Below are 17,416 nucleotides of genomic sequence, written 5' to 3'. Positions count from 1 at the left end.
TATTAGAATGCCCGCCAGTAGTTATTTTGCAATGCGTGCTCAGACCCGAAAGGCCCTGCCATGAAATTCCCCTTGTCCCTCGCCGCCGTCCTGCCCGCCTGCGTGCTGGCGCTGAGCGCCTGCAGCAGTGTCGCACCAGCCACCGGTTCCGGCGCCACCGCCGTGACGCCTGCTTCCGCGCAAGACGTGCGCCAGCTGGGCCAGATCGTCGACCTGCGCAGCGGCCAGCGCCTGAGCGCCGAGCAATTGCTGGCCCAGCTGGCCGCCGCGCCGAGGGTCATCATCGGCGAACAGCATGACCAGCTCAGCCATCACCAGATCGAGCAATGGCTGCTGCAGCAATTGCAGGGCCAGCGCCCGCAAGGCAGCGTGCTGCTGGAAATGCTGAACCCGGACCAGCAAGTCAAGGTCGACAAGGTCAAGCCGTGGCTGCAGACGGACCCCGTCGTGCGTCCCGAACACGTGGCCGAACTGCTGGCCTGGCAACCGAGCTGGAAGTGGGCGCAATATGGCGAGCTGGTCATGACAGTGATGCGCGCGCCATACCCGGTCTGGTCGGCCAACCTGGACCGCAGCGAGATCAAGCAACTGTTTATCGACCAGCCGGCCGTGCAGGGCAAGCATTCGAACCTGGCCAACGATGGCAAGGTGCATGACAAACTGAAAGACATCATCCGCGTCATGCACGACAACCAGATCGACGCGCCGCGCCTGGCCGCCATGCTGTCGGTGCAGCAGCAGCGCGACCGCCGCATGGCCGAGCGCCTGCTGGCCGCGCCCGCGCCGGCCGTGCTGATCGCTGGCGCCTACCATGCGCACAAGGACCTGGGCGTGCCGCTGCACGTGCAGGACTTGACGGGCGGCCCGGCGCCGCTGGTGCTGGTGCTGGCACAGCAGGGCGCCACGGTGCTGGCGCCGCAGGCCGATTTCGTCTGGTTCACGCCGGCAGTAACAGCCGCCGCCGCAGCCGCCGTCGCCAGCGCCAAGTAATTCCTTGTACTGCCGCCGGGCGTTCTGCCCGGCACTCTTCCCCAGCAAGCTTCTTAGCAGCAGCCAGGTAGTCCGTCCGATTTTTTCTTACCTGTTGAAGCTTCCATGCGTATTTCCTGTATCAAAGCCGCTGCCGGCGGCGTGTTTCTTTTCATCTTTCATTCCGGCGCACAAGCGTCCGCCTTGCCGCACGACATGTCGCCGCTGGGCATGTTCTTCGCCGCCGACCAGGTCGTCAAAAGCGTGCTCATCGGCCTGTTGATCGCCGCGTTGGCCACCTGGGTGGTCTTGCTGGTGAAGGGCGCCAGCTTGCTGCAAGCGCGGCGCGAGGCGGCGCTGGCCGTCGCCATGCTGAAGTCGGCGACTTCCTTGCCGGACGCGGCAGTCAAGAGCGGGGCGTCTTTGCTGGCGCAACGGTTGCTCGATGACGTGCAGCAGGAACTGAGCTTGTCGCACGCGCATGCGCCGGCGGCGGCGTTGAAAGAACGGGCCGGTTTCCGCCAGGAACAGTTAATCGCGCAGCAAGTGCGCGCGATGACGCAAGGCATCGGTTTGCTGGCCAGCATCGGTGCCGTGGCGCCGTTCGTCGGCCTGTTCGGCACCGTGTGGGGCATCATGAACAGCTTTATCGGCATCGCCGTCAGCCAGAGCACGAATCTGGCGACAGTCGCGCCCGGCATCGCGGAAGCCTTGCTGGCCACCGCCCTGGGCCTGGTGGCGGCGATACCGGCCGTCGTCATCTATAACGTGCTCAGCCGTGGCATCAACCAGGTCAAGGCGCAGCTGCGTGCCGCTTCCGCGCAAGTGCTGCTGATGCTGAGCCGCGACCTCGACATGCGCCAGCAGGCCTGAGCCATGGCTTCCCTGTTTCCGTCACCTGACGACGATACGGCCGACATGCAGGAATTGAGCGAGATCAATGTCACGCCCTTCATCGACGTGATGCTGGTGCTGTTGATCATCTTCATGGTGGTCTCGCCGCTGGCCACCGTCGACCTGAAAATCGACTTGCCGGTTGCCACGGCCAAGCCCGAGCCGCGTCCCGACAAGCCCCTGTTCGTTTCCCTGAAAGCCGACCATAGCCTGTATCTGGGGGAATCTCCCGTGGCGCGCGAGCAATTGGGCAGCCTGCTCGATGCGCAAACGGGCGGCGACCGCCAGCGCACGCTGTTTTTCCAGGCCGACAAGCAAGCCGCATATGAAGACGTGCTGGGCGTGATGGATGCCCTGCGCCAGGCCGGCTATCTGAAAGTGGGCCTGGTCGGCCGGGAGGGCGGGTGACTGCGCGTCCGGTATTGAGCTGGGGCATCGCCACGTCGCTGGTGATGGCGGGCGCGCTGGCGCTGCTGCTGTGGGCGGCCTGGCGGCCCGTCAGCGTCGCGCCCGCCAATCCGGCCGCCAGCGTGATGCTGGTCTTTGCCGCGCAAGCGATGTCGCCGGAAACACAGGTGGCGCATGCCGTGGGCGCGCGCCAGTCGGCCGCCTCCAGCGCCGCCCGGCCGCCCAAAAGTGCAGTCCGGCAGGAAGCCTTGCCGGTGCTGGCGCGTGCCGCCGCGCCGGACATCGTCGCGGCGGAAAAAGAGGCGAAGGCAGAAACCAGTCCGTCGCCCGATCCCGGCAAGGATGCCGCCAAGGAAGCGTCCTTGCCCGCGCAGGCCAGCAGCAGCGCCACGCCGGCACCAAGCCCCGTGCGCGGCCCGCAGGCGGCGCCGTTCGACAGCGACACGCCGTCGACCAATGCCGCGCCGGCCAGCTGGCAAAGCCGGGTGCTTGGCCATCTGGCCCATTTCAAGCGCTATCCGGGCGACGCGCGCCAGCGCAACAAGGCTGGCGCCGCCTGGGTGCGCTTCCAGGTGGACCGCGATGGCAAGCTGCTGGCCAGCGAACTGGTCACCTCGTCGGGCACGGTGCTGCTCGACCGCGAAGCCTTGCAAGTGCTTGAGCGCGCGCAACCGTTGCCGGCGCCACCGGCCAGCGTATTGCGCCAGGGCACGGTGACGGTCACTTTGCCCGTGTCGTTCCGGCTCGATGCCGGGAGCGGCCACGGCGCCAGCTGAATTTTTCAATCACATAAGAAATCGAGGGTGTATGCATATCAAGACAATGACGCAGGCCGTGGGCGTTTGCCTGGCCTTGCTGGCGCAGCAGGCATGGGCGCAACAGGCGCAAGACAGTGGCAAGGTGGAATTTTCGCCGCTGAATGTATCGGGCGAGGCTGTTTCGGCGGAACAGCAGGCGCTGGAAAAGCCGGGCGCCGTCAGCGCGCGCGGCGCGGATACGCGCTTGCAGAGCGTCGACCAGATCGTGCGCAGCATGCCAGGCACGTTTACCCAGATCGACCCGGCGCAGGGCGCCGTCAGCGTCAACATCCGCGGCCTGTCGGGGCTGGGGCGCGTGAACATGATGGTCGATGGCGTGAGCCAGAATTACTATGGCAGCGCGCCGTCGTCCGTGTCGCACGGCGGCGTGCCCAGCAGCCAGTTCGGCGCCCTGATCGACCCGAACTTCATCATCGGCGTGGATGTGTCGCGTGGTAATGTCGTCGGTGGCGACGGCGTCAATGCGCTGGCCGGCAGCGCCAATTTCCGCACCATCGGCGTCGATGATGTCGTCTTCAGCGGTGAAAAAAATGGGGCGCGCACGAAGATGTCGACCGGCAATAACGGCGTGGGACGCAGCGCCATGCTGGCCGTGGCCATGAAAAATCCCGCCTTCGATGGCGGCAGCGTGGGCTTCATGGCGGCCACCAGTGCCAGCGTGATCGGCAACAACTACAAGAATGCGAAGGGCGTCAACAGCGAGGAATTCGGTTTCGGCTACAACCGCTATTACAAGCAAAAGCCCAAGTCGCAACTGCTCAAGCTCGACCTCAAATTGAGCGACTTCCACGCGCTGGAGCTGTCGGCGCGCGATTACCGCAGCACCTTTACGCGCCGCGACATCCACAGCAATGACTACTACGTCAAATATCACTACACGCCGTTTTCCGAATTGATCGACCTCAATGTGGTGGCCAGCAGCAGCCGCGGCAACCAGAAATACATGCCCGAGGCGCTGACCAATTTCATCAACACGAATGCGGCCAACCGCGCCGACGCCATCGACATCAACAACACCAGCAGTTTCAAACTGGCCGGTGGTGACGCGCTGGTGACCGTCGGTGGCAAGCTGATGCGCAACAAGTACAGCAAGCACGTGGAAAGCCTGGTCGACGACCCGGATAATCCGGACGCGAACCAGCAATCGATTGAAAACAATACGTTCGGGCCCGAGGGCGTGCAAAAGATCAGCAGCCTGTATGCGGGCCTGCAATACAACCGTGGGATGGTTCAGGTCAATGCGGGCCTGAACACCACGCACTTTGACTTGACCGGCCACAAGCCCGCCTGCGACCTGCGCGTGCAGTGTTTCCCGCAAGGGGCGAGCAATATCGCGCTCAAGGAACATGGCATCAATCCATCGCTGCTCGTTTCCGCGCAAGTGGCGCCATGGTTCCAGCCATTCGCCAGCGCCGAGCGCACCATGCGCGGGCCGAATCCGCAGGAAGTATTCTTTTCCAACGATGGCGGTGCTTCGATGAATCCCTTCCTGAAGGGCGAGCGGGCCAGCACTTATCAGCTGGGCTTCAATTCCAGCCTGCATGGCTTGCTGAGCAAGAATGATGTGCTGAACTTCAAGGCCCTGTATTTCAAGAGCAAGATCGACGGCTATATCACCAGCCAGTCCTTCCTTGTGTGCGACAGCGGCCGCAAGTGCAATATCGCGGAAGTGCTGGCCAATGACTGGAAGAATGTGGATGACTACGTGACGAATATGTATATCTACATCAATTCGGCCACGCCCGTGTATTCGCGCGGCTGGGAGCTGGAAGCGCAATATCAGCTGGGGCCGGCGTATGCGCGCCTGTCGTACACGCGCGAAACGACGCGCCAGCCCACCTCGATCGCCAGCGCCTGGTTTGGCGCGGCCGACATCAGCGAGCTGCCCAGCGTGTACTACAATCTCGACGTGGGCACGCGCTTGCTGGACAACAAGCTGGAAGTGGGCGCCATCCTCAAGCACACGGGCTCGAACCGCCGCCTGTCGCCCGACAACGAAGCCGACGAAGCGACGGGCGAAGTGCTCAAGGCCGACAATCCGAAGATCCCGGCCGTGATCGACTTGTATGCGAGCTGGCAGGTGTCAAAAAACCTGTTCCTGCGCCTGTCCGTGCAGAACGCCATGAACAAGGATTTCTCGGAAGCGCTGAACCGCCTGAACTCGATGCCGTCGCAATCGCAGGACAACACGCCGCTGAGCACGGCGCGGGGCAGGACGTATGTGGCGGGGCTGGAGTACCGGTTCTAGTTTAAAGCTGGGGTCAGTTCCTTTGGAATCGGCATGCGGTCCATTGGACCGCATGCCCCCGGCGGGTCTGACCCCAAATGAGGCCAACTGTTTAATATTCGCGTGGTGTCGTTCCATAATAGCTGTGAATGGAGTTCACCCACGTGGTATCGGCCATGTTCGGCCAGTTATCCGTGTCGAAACCGGGCGCGTTTTCGATGCGTTCCTTGTCGACGTTCAATGTGAAGCGCTTGTTGACGGTGTCGAGCAGCAGCGCTTCCCAGGGCACGGCGAACAGTTTTTCGCCGATGGTGAAGACGCCGCCGTGCGACATGACGGCGTAGGCGATCTTGCCGCTGCGCATGTCGAGCATGATTTCCTTGATTTCGCCCAGGTGTTCATCCTTGGCGTTGTGCACATGGTCGCCGATCAGGGTGTCGGCGCCCATCAGTTCAGGGCCGGGACCTTTGTGGCCGCGGTTGACATACATGCCATAGGCGTCGCGTTCTTCGTAGCTCATGATGGACCTCCTGTTGAAAATGCCAGTCTGCCGCCGGGGCGCGGCAGGGTCTGTTCGCTCGCCCACACAACATATGGAATTGGAAATATTTCAATTATTGCCATCGGGTAATTTTGTTGTGCGTAGACAGCAGGAGAGGGCGGAATAGTCGGCATTTGCCGCAAATTTCCGTGCGCGGGAAGTGACGCAGGCGGGCTTTAGTGTATAATTTCAATTTCCCGCACGTGCCGTTCGGCACCATCTGCAATGACCAAATTTGTCTTCGTCACTGGTGGCGTTGTGTCTTCCCTTGGAAAAGGGATTGCCGCCGCCTCCCTCGCCGCGATCCTCGAATCGCGCGGCCTTAAAGTCACCATGCTCAAGCTCGACCCGTATATCAACGTCGATCCTGGCACGATGAGCCCTATGCAACACGGTGAAGTCTTCGTCACCGATGACGGGGCCGAAACCGACCTCGACCTCGGTCACTACGAGCGCTTCATCTCCACCCGCATGAAAAAGGTGAATAACTTCACCACTGGCCAGATCTATGAATCGGTGATCCGCAAGGAACGCCGGGGCGAATATCTGGGCAAGACCGTGCAGGTGATTCCGCATATCACCAATGAAATCCAGGATTACATCCGCCGTGGCGCCGAAGGCTACGACGTGGCCCTGTGCGAAATCGGCGGCACCGTCGGCGATATCGAATCGTTGCCCTTCCTGGAAGCGGCGCGTCAGCTGAGCCTGCGCGCCGGCCGCAAGAACACGGCCTTCGTCCACCTGACCCTGGTGCCTTACATCGCCTCGGCCGGTGAACTGAAGACCAAGCCGACCCAGCACTCGGTGCAAAAGCTGCGCGAAATCGGCATCTTGCCAAACGCGCTGCTGTGCCGCGCCGACCGCGCCATCCCGGAAGACGAGCGCGCGAAAATCTCGCTGTTCTCGAACATCGAGGAAGACGCCGTCATTTCCGTGTGGGACGTCGACACCATCTATAAAGTGCCGCAAATGCTGCACGACCAGGGCCTCGACAAGATCATCTGCGACGCGCTGGACCTCGATCCGGCACCGGCCGACCTGTCGATCTGGAGCAAGCTGATCTACACGATGGAGCACCCGAAGGCGGAAGTGACCGTCGGCATGGTCGGCAAGTATGTCGAGCTGACCGAGTCGTACAAGTCGCTGATCGAAGCGCTGCGCCACGCCGGCATCCACACGGAAAGCCGCGTCAACATCGAGTACATCGATTCGGAAGAAATCGAAACGACCGGTTGCGAGAACCTGGCCAAGTACGATGCCATTCTGGTACCGGGCGGCTTCGGCAAGCGCGGCGTGGAAGGCAAGATCAAGGCGGCCCAGTTCGCCCGTGAGCACAAGATCCCTTACCTGGGCATCTGCCTGGGCATGCAAGTGGCCCTGATCGAATACGCGCGCAACAAGGCAGGCATGCCGAACGCGAATTCGACCGAGTTCGACCTTGATACGGATCAACCTGTCGTTGCACTGATCAATGAGTGGCAAAACCACGATGGTAAAGTCGAGTTGCGCGATGAAAACTCGGACCTGGGCGGTACCATGCGCCTGGGCGCGCAGACCTGCGCCGTCAATCCGGGCACCCTGGCCGCCGAGATCTACGGCAGCGTGGTGACCGAGCGTCACCGCCATCGCTACGAAGCCAACAATCATTACCTGGCCCGTGTCGAAGCGGCTGGCATGATCGTCTCGGCCCGCACGCCGAGCGAAGATTTGTGCGAAATCATGGAATTGCCACGCACGGGTGAAAATGCCCACCCATGGTATATGGGCGTGCAATACCATCCCGAGTTCAAGTCGACGCCACGCACTGGCCATCCGTTGTTTACCTCGTTCATCAAGGCAGCGCTGGCGCACAAGGAAGCCAACGCCGTCGCTGAATAACGCCGGTCGATCGCACAGTATTACCCGTAAGACAGCTCCCGGCCAGATGGTTCCCGCCGGGAGTTTCTTTGCCCCCTTTGTGCAATTGCGCATCAGAACGCAGTGTGCAGCCCCCTGTTACGCTTAACTTTGGAGAATGACATGAGTGCTATTGTTGATATTATCGGTCGCGAAATCCTGGACTCGCGCGGTAACCCGACCGTCGAATGCGATGTGTTGCTGGAATCGGGCGTGATGGGCCGTGCGGCCGTGCCGTCGGGTGCCTCGACCGGTTCGCGCGAAGCCGTGGAATTGCGCGATGGCGATGCCAAGCGCTACTTCGGCAAGGGCGTGCTGCAAGCATGCGAAAACATCAACACCGAAATCTCCGAAGCCATCATGGGCTTGGACGCCAATGAACAGGCGTTCCTGGACCGTACCCTGATCGACCTGGACGGCACGGAAAACAAATCGCGCCTGGGTGCCAACGCCATCCTGGCCGTCTCCATGGCCGTCGCCAAGGCTGCCGCCGAAGAAGCGGGCTTGCCGCTGTACCGCTATTTCGGCGGTTCGGGCGCCATGCAGATGCCGGTGCCGATGATGAACGTCATCAACGGCGGCGCGCACGCCGACAACAACCTGGACATCCAGGAATTCATGATCATTCCCGTGGGCGCCCCGTCGTTCAAGGAAGCCGTCCGCTACGGCGCGGAAGTGTTCCACACGCTGAAAAAGATCCTGCACAAGAAGGGTCTGAACACCAACGTGGGCGACGAAGGCGGTTTCGCGCCATCCTTGGCCAACCATGAAGAAGCCATCAAGCTGATCATCCAGGCCATCGAAGAAGCGGGCTACGAGCCAGGCACGCAGATCGCCATCGGCCTCGATTGCGCCGCGTCCGAGTTCTACAAGAACGGCAAGTACGAAATGGAAGGCGAAGGCCTGAGCCTGACGGCCACCGAGTTCACCAACCTGCTGGCGACCTGGTGCGACAAGTACCCGATCATCTCGATCGAAGACGCGATGCACGAAGGCGACTGGGACGGCTGGGCGATCCTGACGGCGGAACTGGGCAAGAAAGTGCAACTGGTCGGCGACGACCTGTATGTCACCAACACCAAGATCCTGAAAGAAGGCATCTCGAAAGGCATCGCCAACTCGATCCTGATCAAGATCAACCAGATCGGCACCCTGACGGAAACCTTCGCCGCCATTGAAATGGCCAAGCGCGCCGGCTACACGGCCGTCATTTCGCACCGCTCGGGCGAAACGGAAGACTCGACCATCGCCGATATCGCCGTTGCCACGAATGCCCTGCAGATCAAGACCGGCTCGATGTCGCGTTCGGACCGCATGGCCAAGTACAACCAGCTGCTGCGTATCGAGGAAGACCTGGGCGACATCGCCAGCTACCCTGGCCGCGATGCGTTCTATAATCTGAAGTAAGCTGATGTAAAACCCACTGGCCGGCCGGAGATATCCGGCCGGTTTGTTAACTGAATACCCCATGCGCCTGATTACGCTCGCCCTGGCAGCCCTGCTGCTGTTGATTCAATTTCCCCTCTGGCTGGGTAAAGGCGGCTGGCTGCGTGTTGCCGACATGGAATCCCAAGTGGCGCTGGCTAATAAAAAGAATATGGAATTGAAGGCGAGAAACGCCAAGCTCGAATCCGAAGTGCGCGACCTGAAAGATGGTACGGGCGCCGTCGAGGAGCGTGCCCGCTTTGAGCTGGGCATGGTCAAACAGAATGAGATTTTCGTGCAGATCGTGCGCAAGGGACAAACCCCGCCACTGCTGGAAACACCGGTGGACGCTGCTGCGCCACATTAAGATAGTACGACTTCCCACTTGCCAGCCTGGACCGATTGCCAGGCTGACCTGTCACATTACTACTTTGTTACCTTGTACTGCTGCACGCGATTGCCTTGCTGCTTGCTGATCAGAAACGGGCTTTGCCGGTCGAGATCAGGTAGAAATGGATGCCGGTGACCACGACAGCCACGCTCACCAGTACGGTTTCGAGAAATATCATAAAATTTCCTTTAAGTGTATTGAGTTATCCGCGCGACGCCAGGAAGCGCAATTCGGAGGCCAGATTCGGCATCAGGTGCTCGTAACGTGCCGCTTCCGAGTTCAGCAGGGCGATGTCGCGCTTGCTTGGGCGCACATAGCGCTCTTCATTGGTGACGCTGCTGGCGATGACTTCCTTCTGCGCCAGTGCGCTGTACGGCTTGGAAGCGAGCAGGGCGCCCAGGAAGGCGCGCGTGGCGCGGCCCAGGTTGCTGAAGTAGTTGTCGTTGTCGTTGCTGTAGGTGTTGGTAAAAGTGGACATATGCCCTCCATGAATGGTCTGTTGTTGCATTGCACAATAATGGAGTTTGCGATATGCGTCCAATTTCAAATTCCAATTTCAGAAATTCAAGAAACGAATAATAAGGGCGTAGCTGCCGGCCACGCCCTGAAATTAAAATTGTTACGAAATGTTTATCCGGCGGCGATGCGTCCCAGGCCCGGATCGTCGCTGAAAAAGCCGTCCAGTCCGGTCTCGATATAGCGCCGCATTTCCGCCACCGATCCCGCTTCGTTGCGCGCGTTTTCTCCATTGCCATCGCGGAAGTCGGCTGCCAGGAAACGGTTTTCCGGGCGGAAGGTCCACGTGTGCAGCAGCAAGCCTGCCTGGTGCGCATCGTCGACGATGGAGGTGGGCTTGGCCAGGCGCTGGTCGGCGCCCAGTGGGATGATTGCTCGCGTGGGCGGCGCCACCACGTCCGCGTAGGCGGCGATGTCGCGCAGGCCGGCCGGCGTGATCATTTGCCCGAAGGTCAGCTTGCCACCGGCCTTGACGACATCGATGGGGCGGATATCGCCACCGACCACCAGTTGCATCAAACGCACGTTGGCGCGCCGTCCCAGCTTCTCGCGCAGGTACTTCAAATTGGCCACTTCGAAGGACTGGATTTCGATCGGCGCGCGGCGCGTGTATTCGTGCGCCAGCATGGTCGACAGGAAACGGTCTTCCAGCGCCAGGCCCGCATCGCGGAAATAGGTGGAACTTTTCAGCTCCGGCACGAGGCCGATGATGCGTCCGCTGGCGGCAGATTGCGCTGCAACAAAATCGATGATCTCTTCCCAGGTCGGGATCTGGAATTGTCCATCGTACAAGGTGTTGCCGGTACGTACTTTCGGCAGCCGTTCGATGGCGCGCAGGGTTTTCAGTTCGGCCAGGGTGAAGTCGTCGACGAACCAGCCCTCGTGCCATTCGCCGTCGACCAGCTTCTTGCCGCGCCGGCTCGCAAACTCGGGCCGGCGCGCCACGTCGGTGGTGTCGATCAGATTGCTTTCGTGGCGCGCCACGAGGATGCCGTCGCGCGTGGCGACCAGGTCGGGCTCCACGTAGTCGGCGCCGTCGAGGATGGCCTTGGCGTAGGACGCCAATGTATGCTCGGGACGCAGGGCGCTGGCGCCGCGGTGGGCGAAGACCAGCGGACGCGCCGGTGGCGGAGCCAGCAGGCCGGCCGCAAAGCCGGGCACGGCGGCCAGCGCCAGGCCGCCCACGGCCGCCTGCACGAAGCTGCGGCGCGAAAAATGCCGTTGCGGCAAGATTGATGTGCGCATCAGAAATCCGCCGTCAAGGTGAGGAAGCCCTGGCGCGGGGCGATCGGGAAGGTGTTGTAGGTCTTGTCGGCCGCACCGACCACCACGTTCAGCGAGCCTTCGCGGTTGGCCAGGTTGCTGACGTTCACTCTCCAGCGCGGGTTTTTCAGCCAGCCGGCCATGGCCGGCAGCTTGCCCGACACGCCCAGGCCCATCAGGAAATAGCTGGGGACCGATAAATCGTTGGTGTACGTCGCGTAGCGCTTGCCCACATAGTCTCCCGTCAGCTGTACTTCGATATCGCCAAACGTTGCCGAGGCCACGAACTTGTTCAGCCATTCCGGCGAGCCGGGTACGTTCTTGCCGGCAGTCAAGACCAGCGCGGCGCCATTGTTGTAATTGTCCGCGTACTGCGAGCGGTTGTACGACAGCGCATTGTAGAACGAGAAATTGTTGCCGAAGTGGACGGTGCCCGCGATATCGATGCCGTCCGTGCGCACGCTGCCCACGTTGGCCAGCACGGGATTGCCGCCTATGATGGAGGAAATCACGGGCGTTGGGCTGATCTGCAGCAAGCGGTTGCTGAAATCGACGTGGTAGACGTTGACTTGCCCATCGATGGCCGTGATGGCGCCCAGGTTCAATGGATGGCTGCCGCGCACGCCCACTTCATAGGTGAGTGCCGTTTCCGGCTTGGCATCGCGCTTGAACAAATCAAACGCAGCCTGGCTCGACAAGCTCCATGGCGAGGCACCGCCACCGCCATAGGTGACGAACTGGCGCATGTTTTTCTGGATGTTGAAATACAGCTGGTCTTGCGGCGTGACATCCCAGCGCGCGCCCACTTGCGGCAAGAACCATTTTTTCGTGTTGATGGTGCCGACTGGCAAGGCCGTCGAGCCGCCGGAAATGGCGCCCTTGGCCGGCTGCACGGGGAATTGGCCATCGGCGAATTGCAGGCTGGACTTGAAACCGGCTTGCAGGGCGATATCGGGGCGGATGCGCCATTCATCCTGCAAGTGCAGCTGCACCACCTTGTTGTCGATCTCGCTGCCGTACTGTGTGATCAAAGGATTGCTGGGGCGGTCATACGGCGAGGTCGGATTGTTGACGTCGAGCGCATACCAGCGGCGGTAGGCGGACGAGCGGTTCTGTTCCAGCCACAGGCCCGCTTCGAGCTGGTGATTGCCGATTTCCTTGCGCAGCGTGGAAATAAAGCCGCCGCGCTTGATGTCGTATTCCGTCGTGCGCACGGCGTAGCCCGAGTTGCCGAAGACTTGCTTCAAATTCTGCTTCGGATAGTACACGCTGAACAGGCCCGGCAAGCCGGCCACGCCGATGGGACCGGCTACCACGCCCGCGCCGTCATCCTTGTGGTAATACACCTGGTTAGCCCACGTCATGCCATCGGACAAGTTGGCGTCGAACTTGGCGTAGGCCAGGTAATCGGTGCGCTGCGCATCGCTGTAGTAATTGCGGTAGTTATTGCCGTCGGCGGCAGGCGTGGCGCCCGTCGGCGACAGGTAATTGAGGGCCGCCTTGAAGTTCGGGTACAGGAAGGGGCGCGTGTAGGGCGCGCTCGTCTCGCCGGCCACGTGCACGGTGCTGTCTTCGTTCGGCTCGATCTTGTCCGAATAATTGAAGAACAGGGTCAGCTTGCCCGCCTCGCTGCGGTTGACGTATTTGGCGTTGAACTGGTCGCCGCCCTGGCGCGCATCGAAGTCCCAGGCGCGCGCTTCGTGGTGCAGGATGGAAAAGTAGGCGCTGCTGCCGTCGCCGAAGGCGCCCGTGTCGTAGCGGGCAAACGTGCGCGAAGTGCGGTGGCTGCCCACCGTTTGCTGCACGCTGGCGCCTTGCGTGGCCAGCGGGTCGCTGGAATAGGTTTCGATGGTGCCGCCCAGGTTGCTGGTCGAGGCCGTGGCCAAATCGCCCGCGCCCGACGACAGCACGACGCTGCGCACGTTTTCGCTGATCACGGCGCGCTGCGGCGACAGGCCGTTGTAGTTGCCGTACTGCTGGTCACCGAGCGGCACGCCATCCATGGTGTAGCCGAGTTGCTGGCCGGAAAAGCCATGCACGAACAACGACAGGTTTTGCTCGTTGTTGCCCCATGGATCGGCCGTCTGGAAGCTGACGCCAGGCAAGGTTTGCAGGGCTTTCAGGGGATTCGTGCCGGGCAGGATTTTCTGGATTTCATTCTTGCTCAGGGCCACGGAAGAACGCGTCTTGCGCGAGGAAATTTCCACCGTGGTCATCGGTGCGTTGTCATCAACGGGCGCTGCCATCTCGGTAGCGGCGGAGGCCACGGCGGCGGCGACGGCCGTTTGCGCCAGGGCATGCAAACTCAAGCCTGCGGCGCAAGCGCCCAGCAACACATGGAAGGAATGGCGGCGCAGGGCCAGCGTCAAGTGGGTGGTCATTATCAGCCTGTGGAAAGTATTGGGAGGAATACAAGCTGCGCAGCGTAACGGCGGCGCGTGACGGGCTGATGACGAACTGATGACGGAACGATGACAGTGGAAAAAAAACGCCGCCTGAAAGGCGGCGCGGGGAATATTACAATTAGTTAATGCTCGCTGCTGGAGGGATCAGCACTTCCGCTGGCGCATCCGTGACGAACAGCTGCGCGCAATCGACTTTGTCAAATGCATAGTGCTGGCCGCAGAAATCGCAATTGACGCCCACTTGCCCCACTTCGTCCAGGGTGCCGTTGACTTCTTCCTCGCCCAGCATCTTGAGCATATTGCCGACTTTTTCGCGCGTGCAGCTGCAATGGAAGCTCGGGTGCAGCGGGTCGAAGACGCGGATGGTTTCTTCCCAGAACAAGCGCTGCATCAGGGTCTCGATGTCGGTCGACAGGATTTCCGCCTCTTTCAGGGTCGACGCCAGCATCACGGCGCGGTTCCACGTGTCCAGTGCCGCTTCTTCCGAGACAGGTGTCGCTTCGGCCTTGCCGCCATGGTGGGGCAGCTTTTGCAGCAGCAGGCCGCGCGAGACGCTGTCGTCCGTGGCCAGCCACAGGCGCGTGTCGAGCTGTTCCGAACGCAACATGTAGTTTTCGATCACGGTTGCCATGTCGTCGCCGTCCAGCGGCACGATGCCCTGGTACGGCTGCTGGCCTGGCACCTTGTCGGCCGGGTCCAGGGTGATGATGAAGCGGCCCTTGCCCGTGGCGTTGAGCAATTGCGGCACGGTGGCCACGTCGGGGATGGCGGCGTCCGGGTCCAGCTTGGCCGTGGCGCGCAGGCGCAGGTCGGAGTCGCACTCGACCACCATCAGGCGCACGGGGCCGTCACCGTGGATTTGCATGATGATGGAGCCGTTGAATTTCAGGTTGGCCGACAGCAAGGCGGCGGCGGCCACCATTTCGCCCAGCACTTTTTTCACGGCCGTCGGGTAGGCGTGGCGCGACACCACTTCCTGCCAGGTGTGGGACACGTCGATGAACTGGCCGCGCACGGCGGCGTTGTCGAAAATAAATTTTTGCAGGGTATCTTGGCCGCTAACGGTTGCGCTGACCGCGCCTGTGGTTTCAGTCGTCATTCTCTTATCCAATCTTCTTGAGTTGCGTATTAAATAGCAGGCCGCGCTGCACATAGTTCACGGCGTTGCCTTGTAGCCTGGTGATATCGTCTGCCGTCAGGGGCCGCACGGCTTTTGCCGGCGAGCCGATGATCAGCATATTGTCGGGAAATTCCTTGCCTTCCGTGACCAGGGCGCCCGCGCCGACCAGGCACCCTTTGCCGATCTTCGCGCCGTTCAGGATCACGGCCTGGATGCCGATCAGGGCGCCATCGCCGATGGTGCAGCCGTGCAACATGGCCTGGTGGCCAATGGTCACGTTCGATCCGATGTCCAGCGGGTAGCCTGGGTCCGTGTGCAGTACGGCGCCTTCCTGCACATTGCTGTTGGCGCCCACGGTGATGCGTTCATTGTCGCCTCGAAGCGTGGCGCCGAACCATACGGACGTGTTCGCTTCCAGGGTCACCTTGCCGATCACGTTGGCCGTGTCGGCAACAAAAGCGGAAGCGTCAATCTGTGGCGCATCGGCGCCCAATTGGTAGAGTGTCATCGTTAGCCTGTGGCGGTGGTGGAAGCGCCAGGCACGGCCGGACGCGGGAGTTTTGCGCTATTTTACGCTGTTGTAGGGCAAGTCCGAGCGTCGGGCGTCAATCCGGTATAATTATCGAACGGTCGTACTTTTATGCCCCCACTATCTACAGACACAGCATGTGGCGCCATCCGCGCCACTTTCAAGGCAGGCAATCAGATGAAACCCATGAAACTTTCCCGTTCCGAATTCATCAACATTCGCGGCGCCCGCACGCATGTGCGCCACTGGGGCCGCGAAGGGGCGCCCATCCTGTTCATGGTGCACGGCTGGATGGACGTGGCCGCCTCGTTCCAGTTCGTCGTCGACGAGCTGGCTGGCGACTGGCATGTGATCGCGCCCGACTGGCGCGGCTTTGGCCTGAGCGACTACACGCAATCGGACACCTACTGGTTCCCCGACTACCTGGCCGACCTCGACGCCATGCTGCTGCACTATTCGCCGGACGCGCCCGTCAACCTGCTCGGTCACAGCATGGGCGCCAACGTGGCCGGCCTGTACGCGGGCGTGCGGCCCGAGCGCATCAGCCGTTTCATCAACCTGGAAGGCTTCGGCATGATGGCAACAAAACCGGAGCAGGCGCCGGGCCGCTACGCCAAGTGGCTCGATGAATTGCGCGAGCCGCCCGCGATGCGCAGCTATCCCACGCAAAAGGCCGTGGCCGAGCGCCTGCAAAAGACCAACCCGCGCCTGCCGGACGCGCGCGCAGCGTTCCTGGCCGAGCACTGGTCGGCGCAGAACGAGGCGGGCGAGTGGGACATCATGGGCGACCCGCAGCACAAGCGGGTCAATCCCATCCTGTATCAGGTGGAAGAAGTGATGGCGTGCTGGCGCCGCATCACGGCGCCCGTACTGTGGGTGGAAGCCGATGATACGAATATGTGGCAATGGATGGGGCCAAAGGAAGAGGCGCGCATTGAAATCGACCGTCGTTTGGCCTGCATCAAGGAGGTGCGCTGCGAGATGATGGCGGACGCGGGCCACATGCTGCACCATGACCAGCCGGCGGCATTGGCGCGTCTCGTGGAAGCCTTTTTGGCCTGATGTGTGTCGGGAACGCCGCAGCGCGATTGGACAAGCAGCGTACAATGAAAACTTCTTCCATGCTGAGCCCGTGCAGGGTATTGTTTTCACATGCTTAAAGTCGACCTGCATTGTCATTCGAATATCTCCGACGGCGTGCTGTCTCCCGCCGCCGTGGCTGCGCACGCACGCAAGGCCGGCGTCGATGTGTGGGCGCTGACGGACCACGATGAAGTATCGGGCGTGGCCGCCGCGCGCACGGCCGCGCTGGACCTGGGCATGCGTTTCGTGGCCGGTGTGGAAATTTCCATCACCTGGGCCGGCCAGACCGTGCACATCGTGGGCTTGCAAGTCGATGAAAACAATCCGGGTCTGGTACAGGGCTTGCACCAGACGCGTTCGGGGCGCGATGCGCGCGGCCGCGAAATCGCCCGCCAGCTCGACCTGGCCGGCATCCCCGACGCTTATGAAGGGGCTTTGAAATTCGTCGGCAACCCGGACCTGATGTCGCGCACGCACTTTGCCCGCTACATCGTGGAAATGGGGAAATGCGCGAACATCCCCGACGTGTTCAAGAAATACCTGTCGGAAGGCAAGCCGGGCTATGTCGAGCACCGCTGGGCCACCCTGGCCGAGGCCGTGGGCTGGATACGTGGCGCGGGCGGCGTGGCCGTCATCGCCCATCCGGGCCGCTACCGCTTCAGCGAGATGGCGCAAGGCGTGCTGTTCGATGAGTTCAAGCAGCTCGGCGGCGTGGCCATCGAAGTCGTCACGGGCAGCCACAGTCCGGACCAGTATCCCGAATACGCGCAGCTGGCCAACGCCTACGGCTTCCTCGCCTCGCGCGGCACGGATTTCCATGCGCCAGGCGAGTCGCGCGTGGATTTTGCCATGCTGCCGCCGCTGCCCGCCAACGTGACCCCTATCTGGCACGACTGGTTCTAGGGTGCGGCTGGCCTGCGCCTGCCGCGCG

16 protein-coding genes are annotated in these 17,416 nt (G+C 61.7%); 10 read left to right on the top strand and 6 right to left on the bottom strand.

Annotated elements, in window-relative coordinates; genetic code table 11:
* Positions 1 to 60 precede the first annotated feature (60 nt).
* From CLU91_RS10105 to CLU91_RS10085, 5 genes are all read left to right on the top strand, one after another.
* Positions 61 to 990: a ChaN family lipoprotein gene (locus CLU91_RS10105; protein WP_100874048.1), complete on the top strand. Its 930-nt coding sequence runs from the start codon at positions 61 to 63 to the stop codon at positions 988 to 990.
* 105 nt (positions 991 to 1,095) lie between these two features.
* Positions 1,096 to 1,842, top strand: coding sequence for a tonB-system energizer ExbB (gene exbB / locus CLU91_RS10100; RefSeq protein ID WP_100874047.1), 747 nt, complete (start codon positions 1,096 to 1,098; stop codon positions 1,840 to 1,842).
* A 3-nt stretch (positions 1,843 to 1,845) separates the two neighbouring features.
* Positions 1,846 to 2,271: a TonB system transport protein ExbD gene (exbD, locus tag CLU91_RS10095; RefSeq protein ID WP_100874046.1), complete on the top strand. Its 426-nt coding sequence runs from the start codon at positions 1,846 to 1,848 to the stop codon at positions 2,269 to 2,271.
* On the top strand, positions 2,268 to 3,047 hold the full coding sequence (locus CLU91_RS10090) for an energy transducer TonB (protein WP_100874045.1): 780 nt from the start codon (positions 2,268 to 2,270) through the stop codon (positions 3,045 to 3,047). The genes exbD and CLU91_RS10090 overlap by 4 nt, the downstream gene beginning before the upstream one ends.
* A 31-nt stretch (positions 3,048 to 3,078) precedes the next feature.
* Positions 3,079 to 5,337 (top strand): TonB-dependent receptor domain-containing protein, encoded by a 2,259-nt coding sequence (locus CLU91_RS10085; protein ID WP_100874044.1) that lies wholly within the window; start codon positions 3,079 to 3,081, stop codon positions 5,335 to 5,337.
* Positions 5,338 to 5,428: 91 nt separating this feature from the next.
* On the opposite strand, the gene CLU91_RS10080 is transcribed toward CLU91_RS10085, so the two are convergent.
* Positions 5,429 to 5,836 carry a PRC-barrel domain-containing protein gene (locus CLU91_RS10080; RefSeq protein WP_100874043.1) on the bottom strand — a complete coding sequence of 136 codons (408 nt, stop codon included), beginning with the start codon at positions 5,834 to 5,836 and terminating at the stop codon, positions 5,429 to 5,431.
* 246 nt (positions 5,837 to 6,082) lie between these two features.
* On the opposite strand from CLU91_RS10080, the gene CLU91_RS10075 reads away from it, so the two are divergent.
* The 3 genes from CLU91_RS10075 (at position 6,083) to ftsB (ending at position 9,545) form a co-directional block, all read left to right on the top strand.
* Complete coding sequence (locus CLU91_RS10075; RefSeq protein WP_100874042.1) at positions 6,083 to 7,735, top strand: CTP synthase; 1,653 nt, start codon at positions 6,083 to 6,085, stop codon at positions 7,733 to 7,735.
* Positions 7,736 to 7,876: 141 nt separating this feature from the next.
* On the top strand, positions 7,877 to 9,160 hold the full coding sequence (eno, locus tag CLU91_RS10070; protein ID WP_034750709.1) for a phosphopyruvate hydratase: 1,284 nt from the start codon (positions 7,877 to 7,879) through the stop codon (positions 9,158 to 9,160).
* 61 nt (positions 9,161 to 9,221) lie between these two features.
* Entirely contained in the window at positions 9,222 to 9,545 is a 324-nt protein-coding gene (gene ftsB, locus CLU91_RS10065) for a cell division protein FtsB (protein WP_100874041.1), read from the top strand.
* Between the two features lie 226 nt (positions 9,546 to 9,771).
* On the opposite strand, the gene CLU91_RS10060 is transcribed toward ftsB, so the two are convergent.
* The 5 genes from CLU91_RS10060 to CLU91_RS10040 all read right to left on the bottom strand — a co-directional run bounded on the left by CLU91_RS10060 (position 9,772) and on the right by CLU91_RS10040 (position 15,381).
* Positions 9,772 to 10,047, bottom strand: a complete 276-nt coding sequence (locus CLU91_RS10060) for a hypothetical protein (protein ID WP_100874040.1) — start codon at positions 10,045 to 10,047, stop codon at positions 9,772 to 9,774.
* A 152-nt stretch (positions 10,048 to 10,199) separates the two neighbouring features.
* Positions 10,200 to 11,330, bottom strand: coding sequence for a glycerophosphodiester phosphodiesterase (locus CLU91_RS10055; RefSeq protein ID WP_100874039.1), 1,131 nt, complete (start codon positions 11,328 to 11,330; stop codon positions 10,200 to 10,202).
* Complete coding sequence (locus tag CLU91_RS10050) at positions 11,330 to 13,729, bottom strand: TonB-dependent receptor (RefSeq protein ID WP_100874038.1); 2,400 nt, start codon at positions 13,727 to 13,729, stop codon at positions 11,330 to 11,332. Before CLU91_RS10050 ends, CLU91_RS10055 begins: the two co-directional genes overlap by 1 nt.
* Before the next feature lie 142 nt (positions 13,730 to 13,871).
* Positions 13,872 to 14,852 (bottom strand): Hsp33 family molecular chaperone HslO, encoded by a 981-nt coding sequence (gene hslO, locus CLU91_RS10045; RefSeq protein ID WP_100874037.1) that lies wholly within the window; start codon positions 14,850 to 14,852, stop codon positions 13,872 to 13,874.
* A 4-nt stretch (positions 14,853 to 14,856) separates the two neighbouring features.
* Positions 14,857 to 15,381, bottom strand: a complete 525-nt coding sequence (locus CLU91_RS10040; protein ID WP_100874036.1) for a gamma carbonic anhydrase family protein — start codon at positions 15,379 to 15,381, stop codon at positions 14,857 to 14,859.
* 207 nt (positions 15,382 to 15,588) lie between these two features.
* Here CLU91_RS10040 and CLU91_RS10035 point away from each other — a divergent pair, with 207 nt between their 5' ends.
* Together CLU91_RS10035 and CLU91_RS10030 are read left to right on the top strand one after the other, a co-directional pair.
* The gene (locus tag CLU91_RS10035) at positions 15,589 to 16,464 is read left to right on the top strand and encodes an alpha/beta fold hydrolase (RefSeq protein WP_100874035.1); all 876 of its coding nucleotides are present in this window, start codon (positions 15,589 to 15,591) and stop codon (positions 16,462 to 16,464) included.
* Between the two features lie 90 nt (positions 16,465 to 16,554).
* Entirely contained in the window at positions 16,555 to 17,388 is an 834-nt protein-coding gene (locus CLU91_RS10030; RefSeq protein WP_100874034.1) for a 3',5'-nucleoside bisphosphate phosphatase, read from the top strand.
* Positions 17,389 to 17,416 lie beyond the last annotated feature (28 nt).

It is taken from the genome of Janthinobacterium sp. 64, from assembly GCF_002813325.1.
Lineage (GTDB): Bacteria > Pseudomonadota > Gammaproteobacteria > Burkholderiales > Burkholderiaceae_D > Janthinobacterium.
Note: the sequence above shows the minus strand (reverse complement) of the source record. Positions and strands in the feature narration are given on the sequence as shown.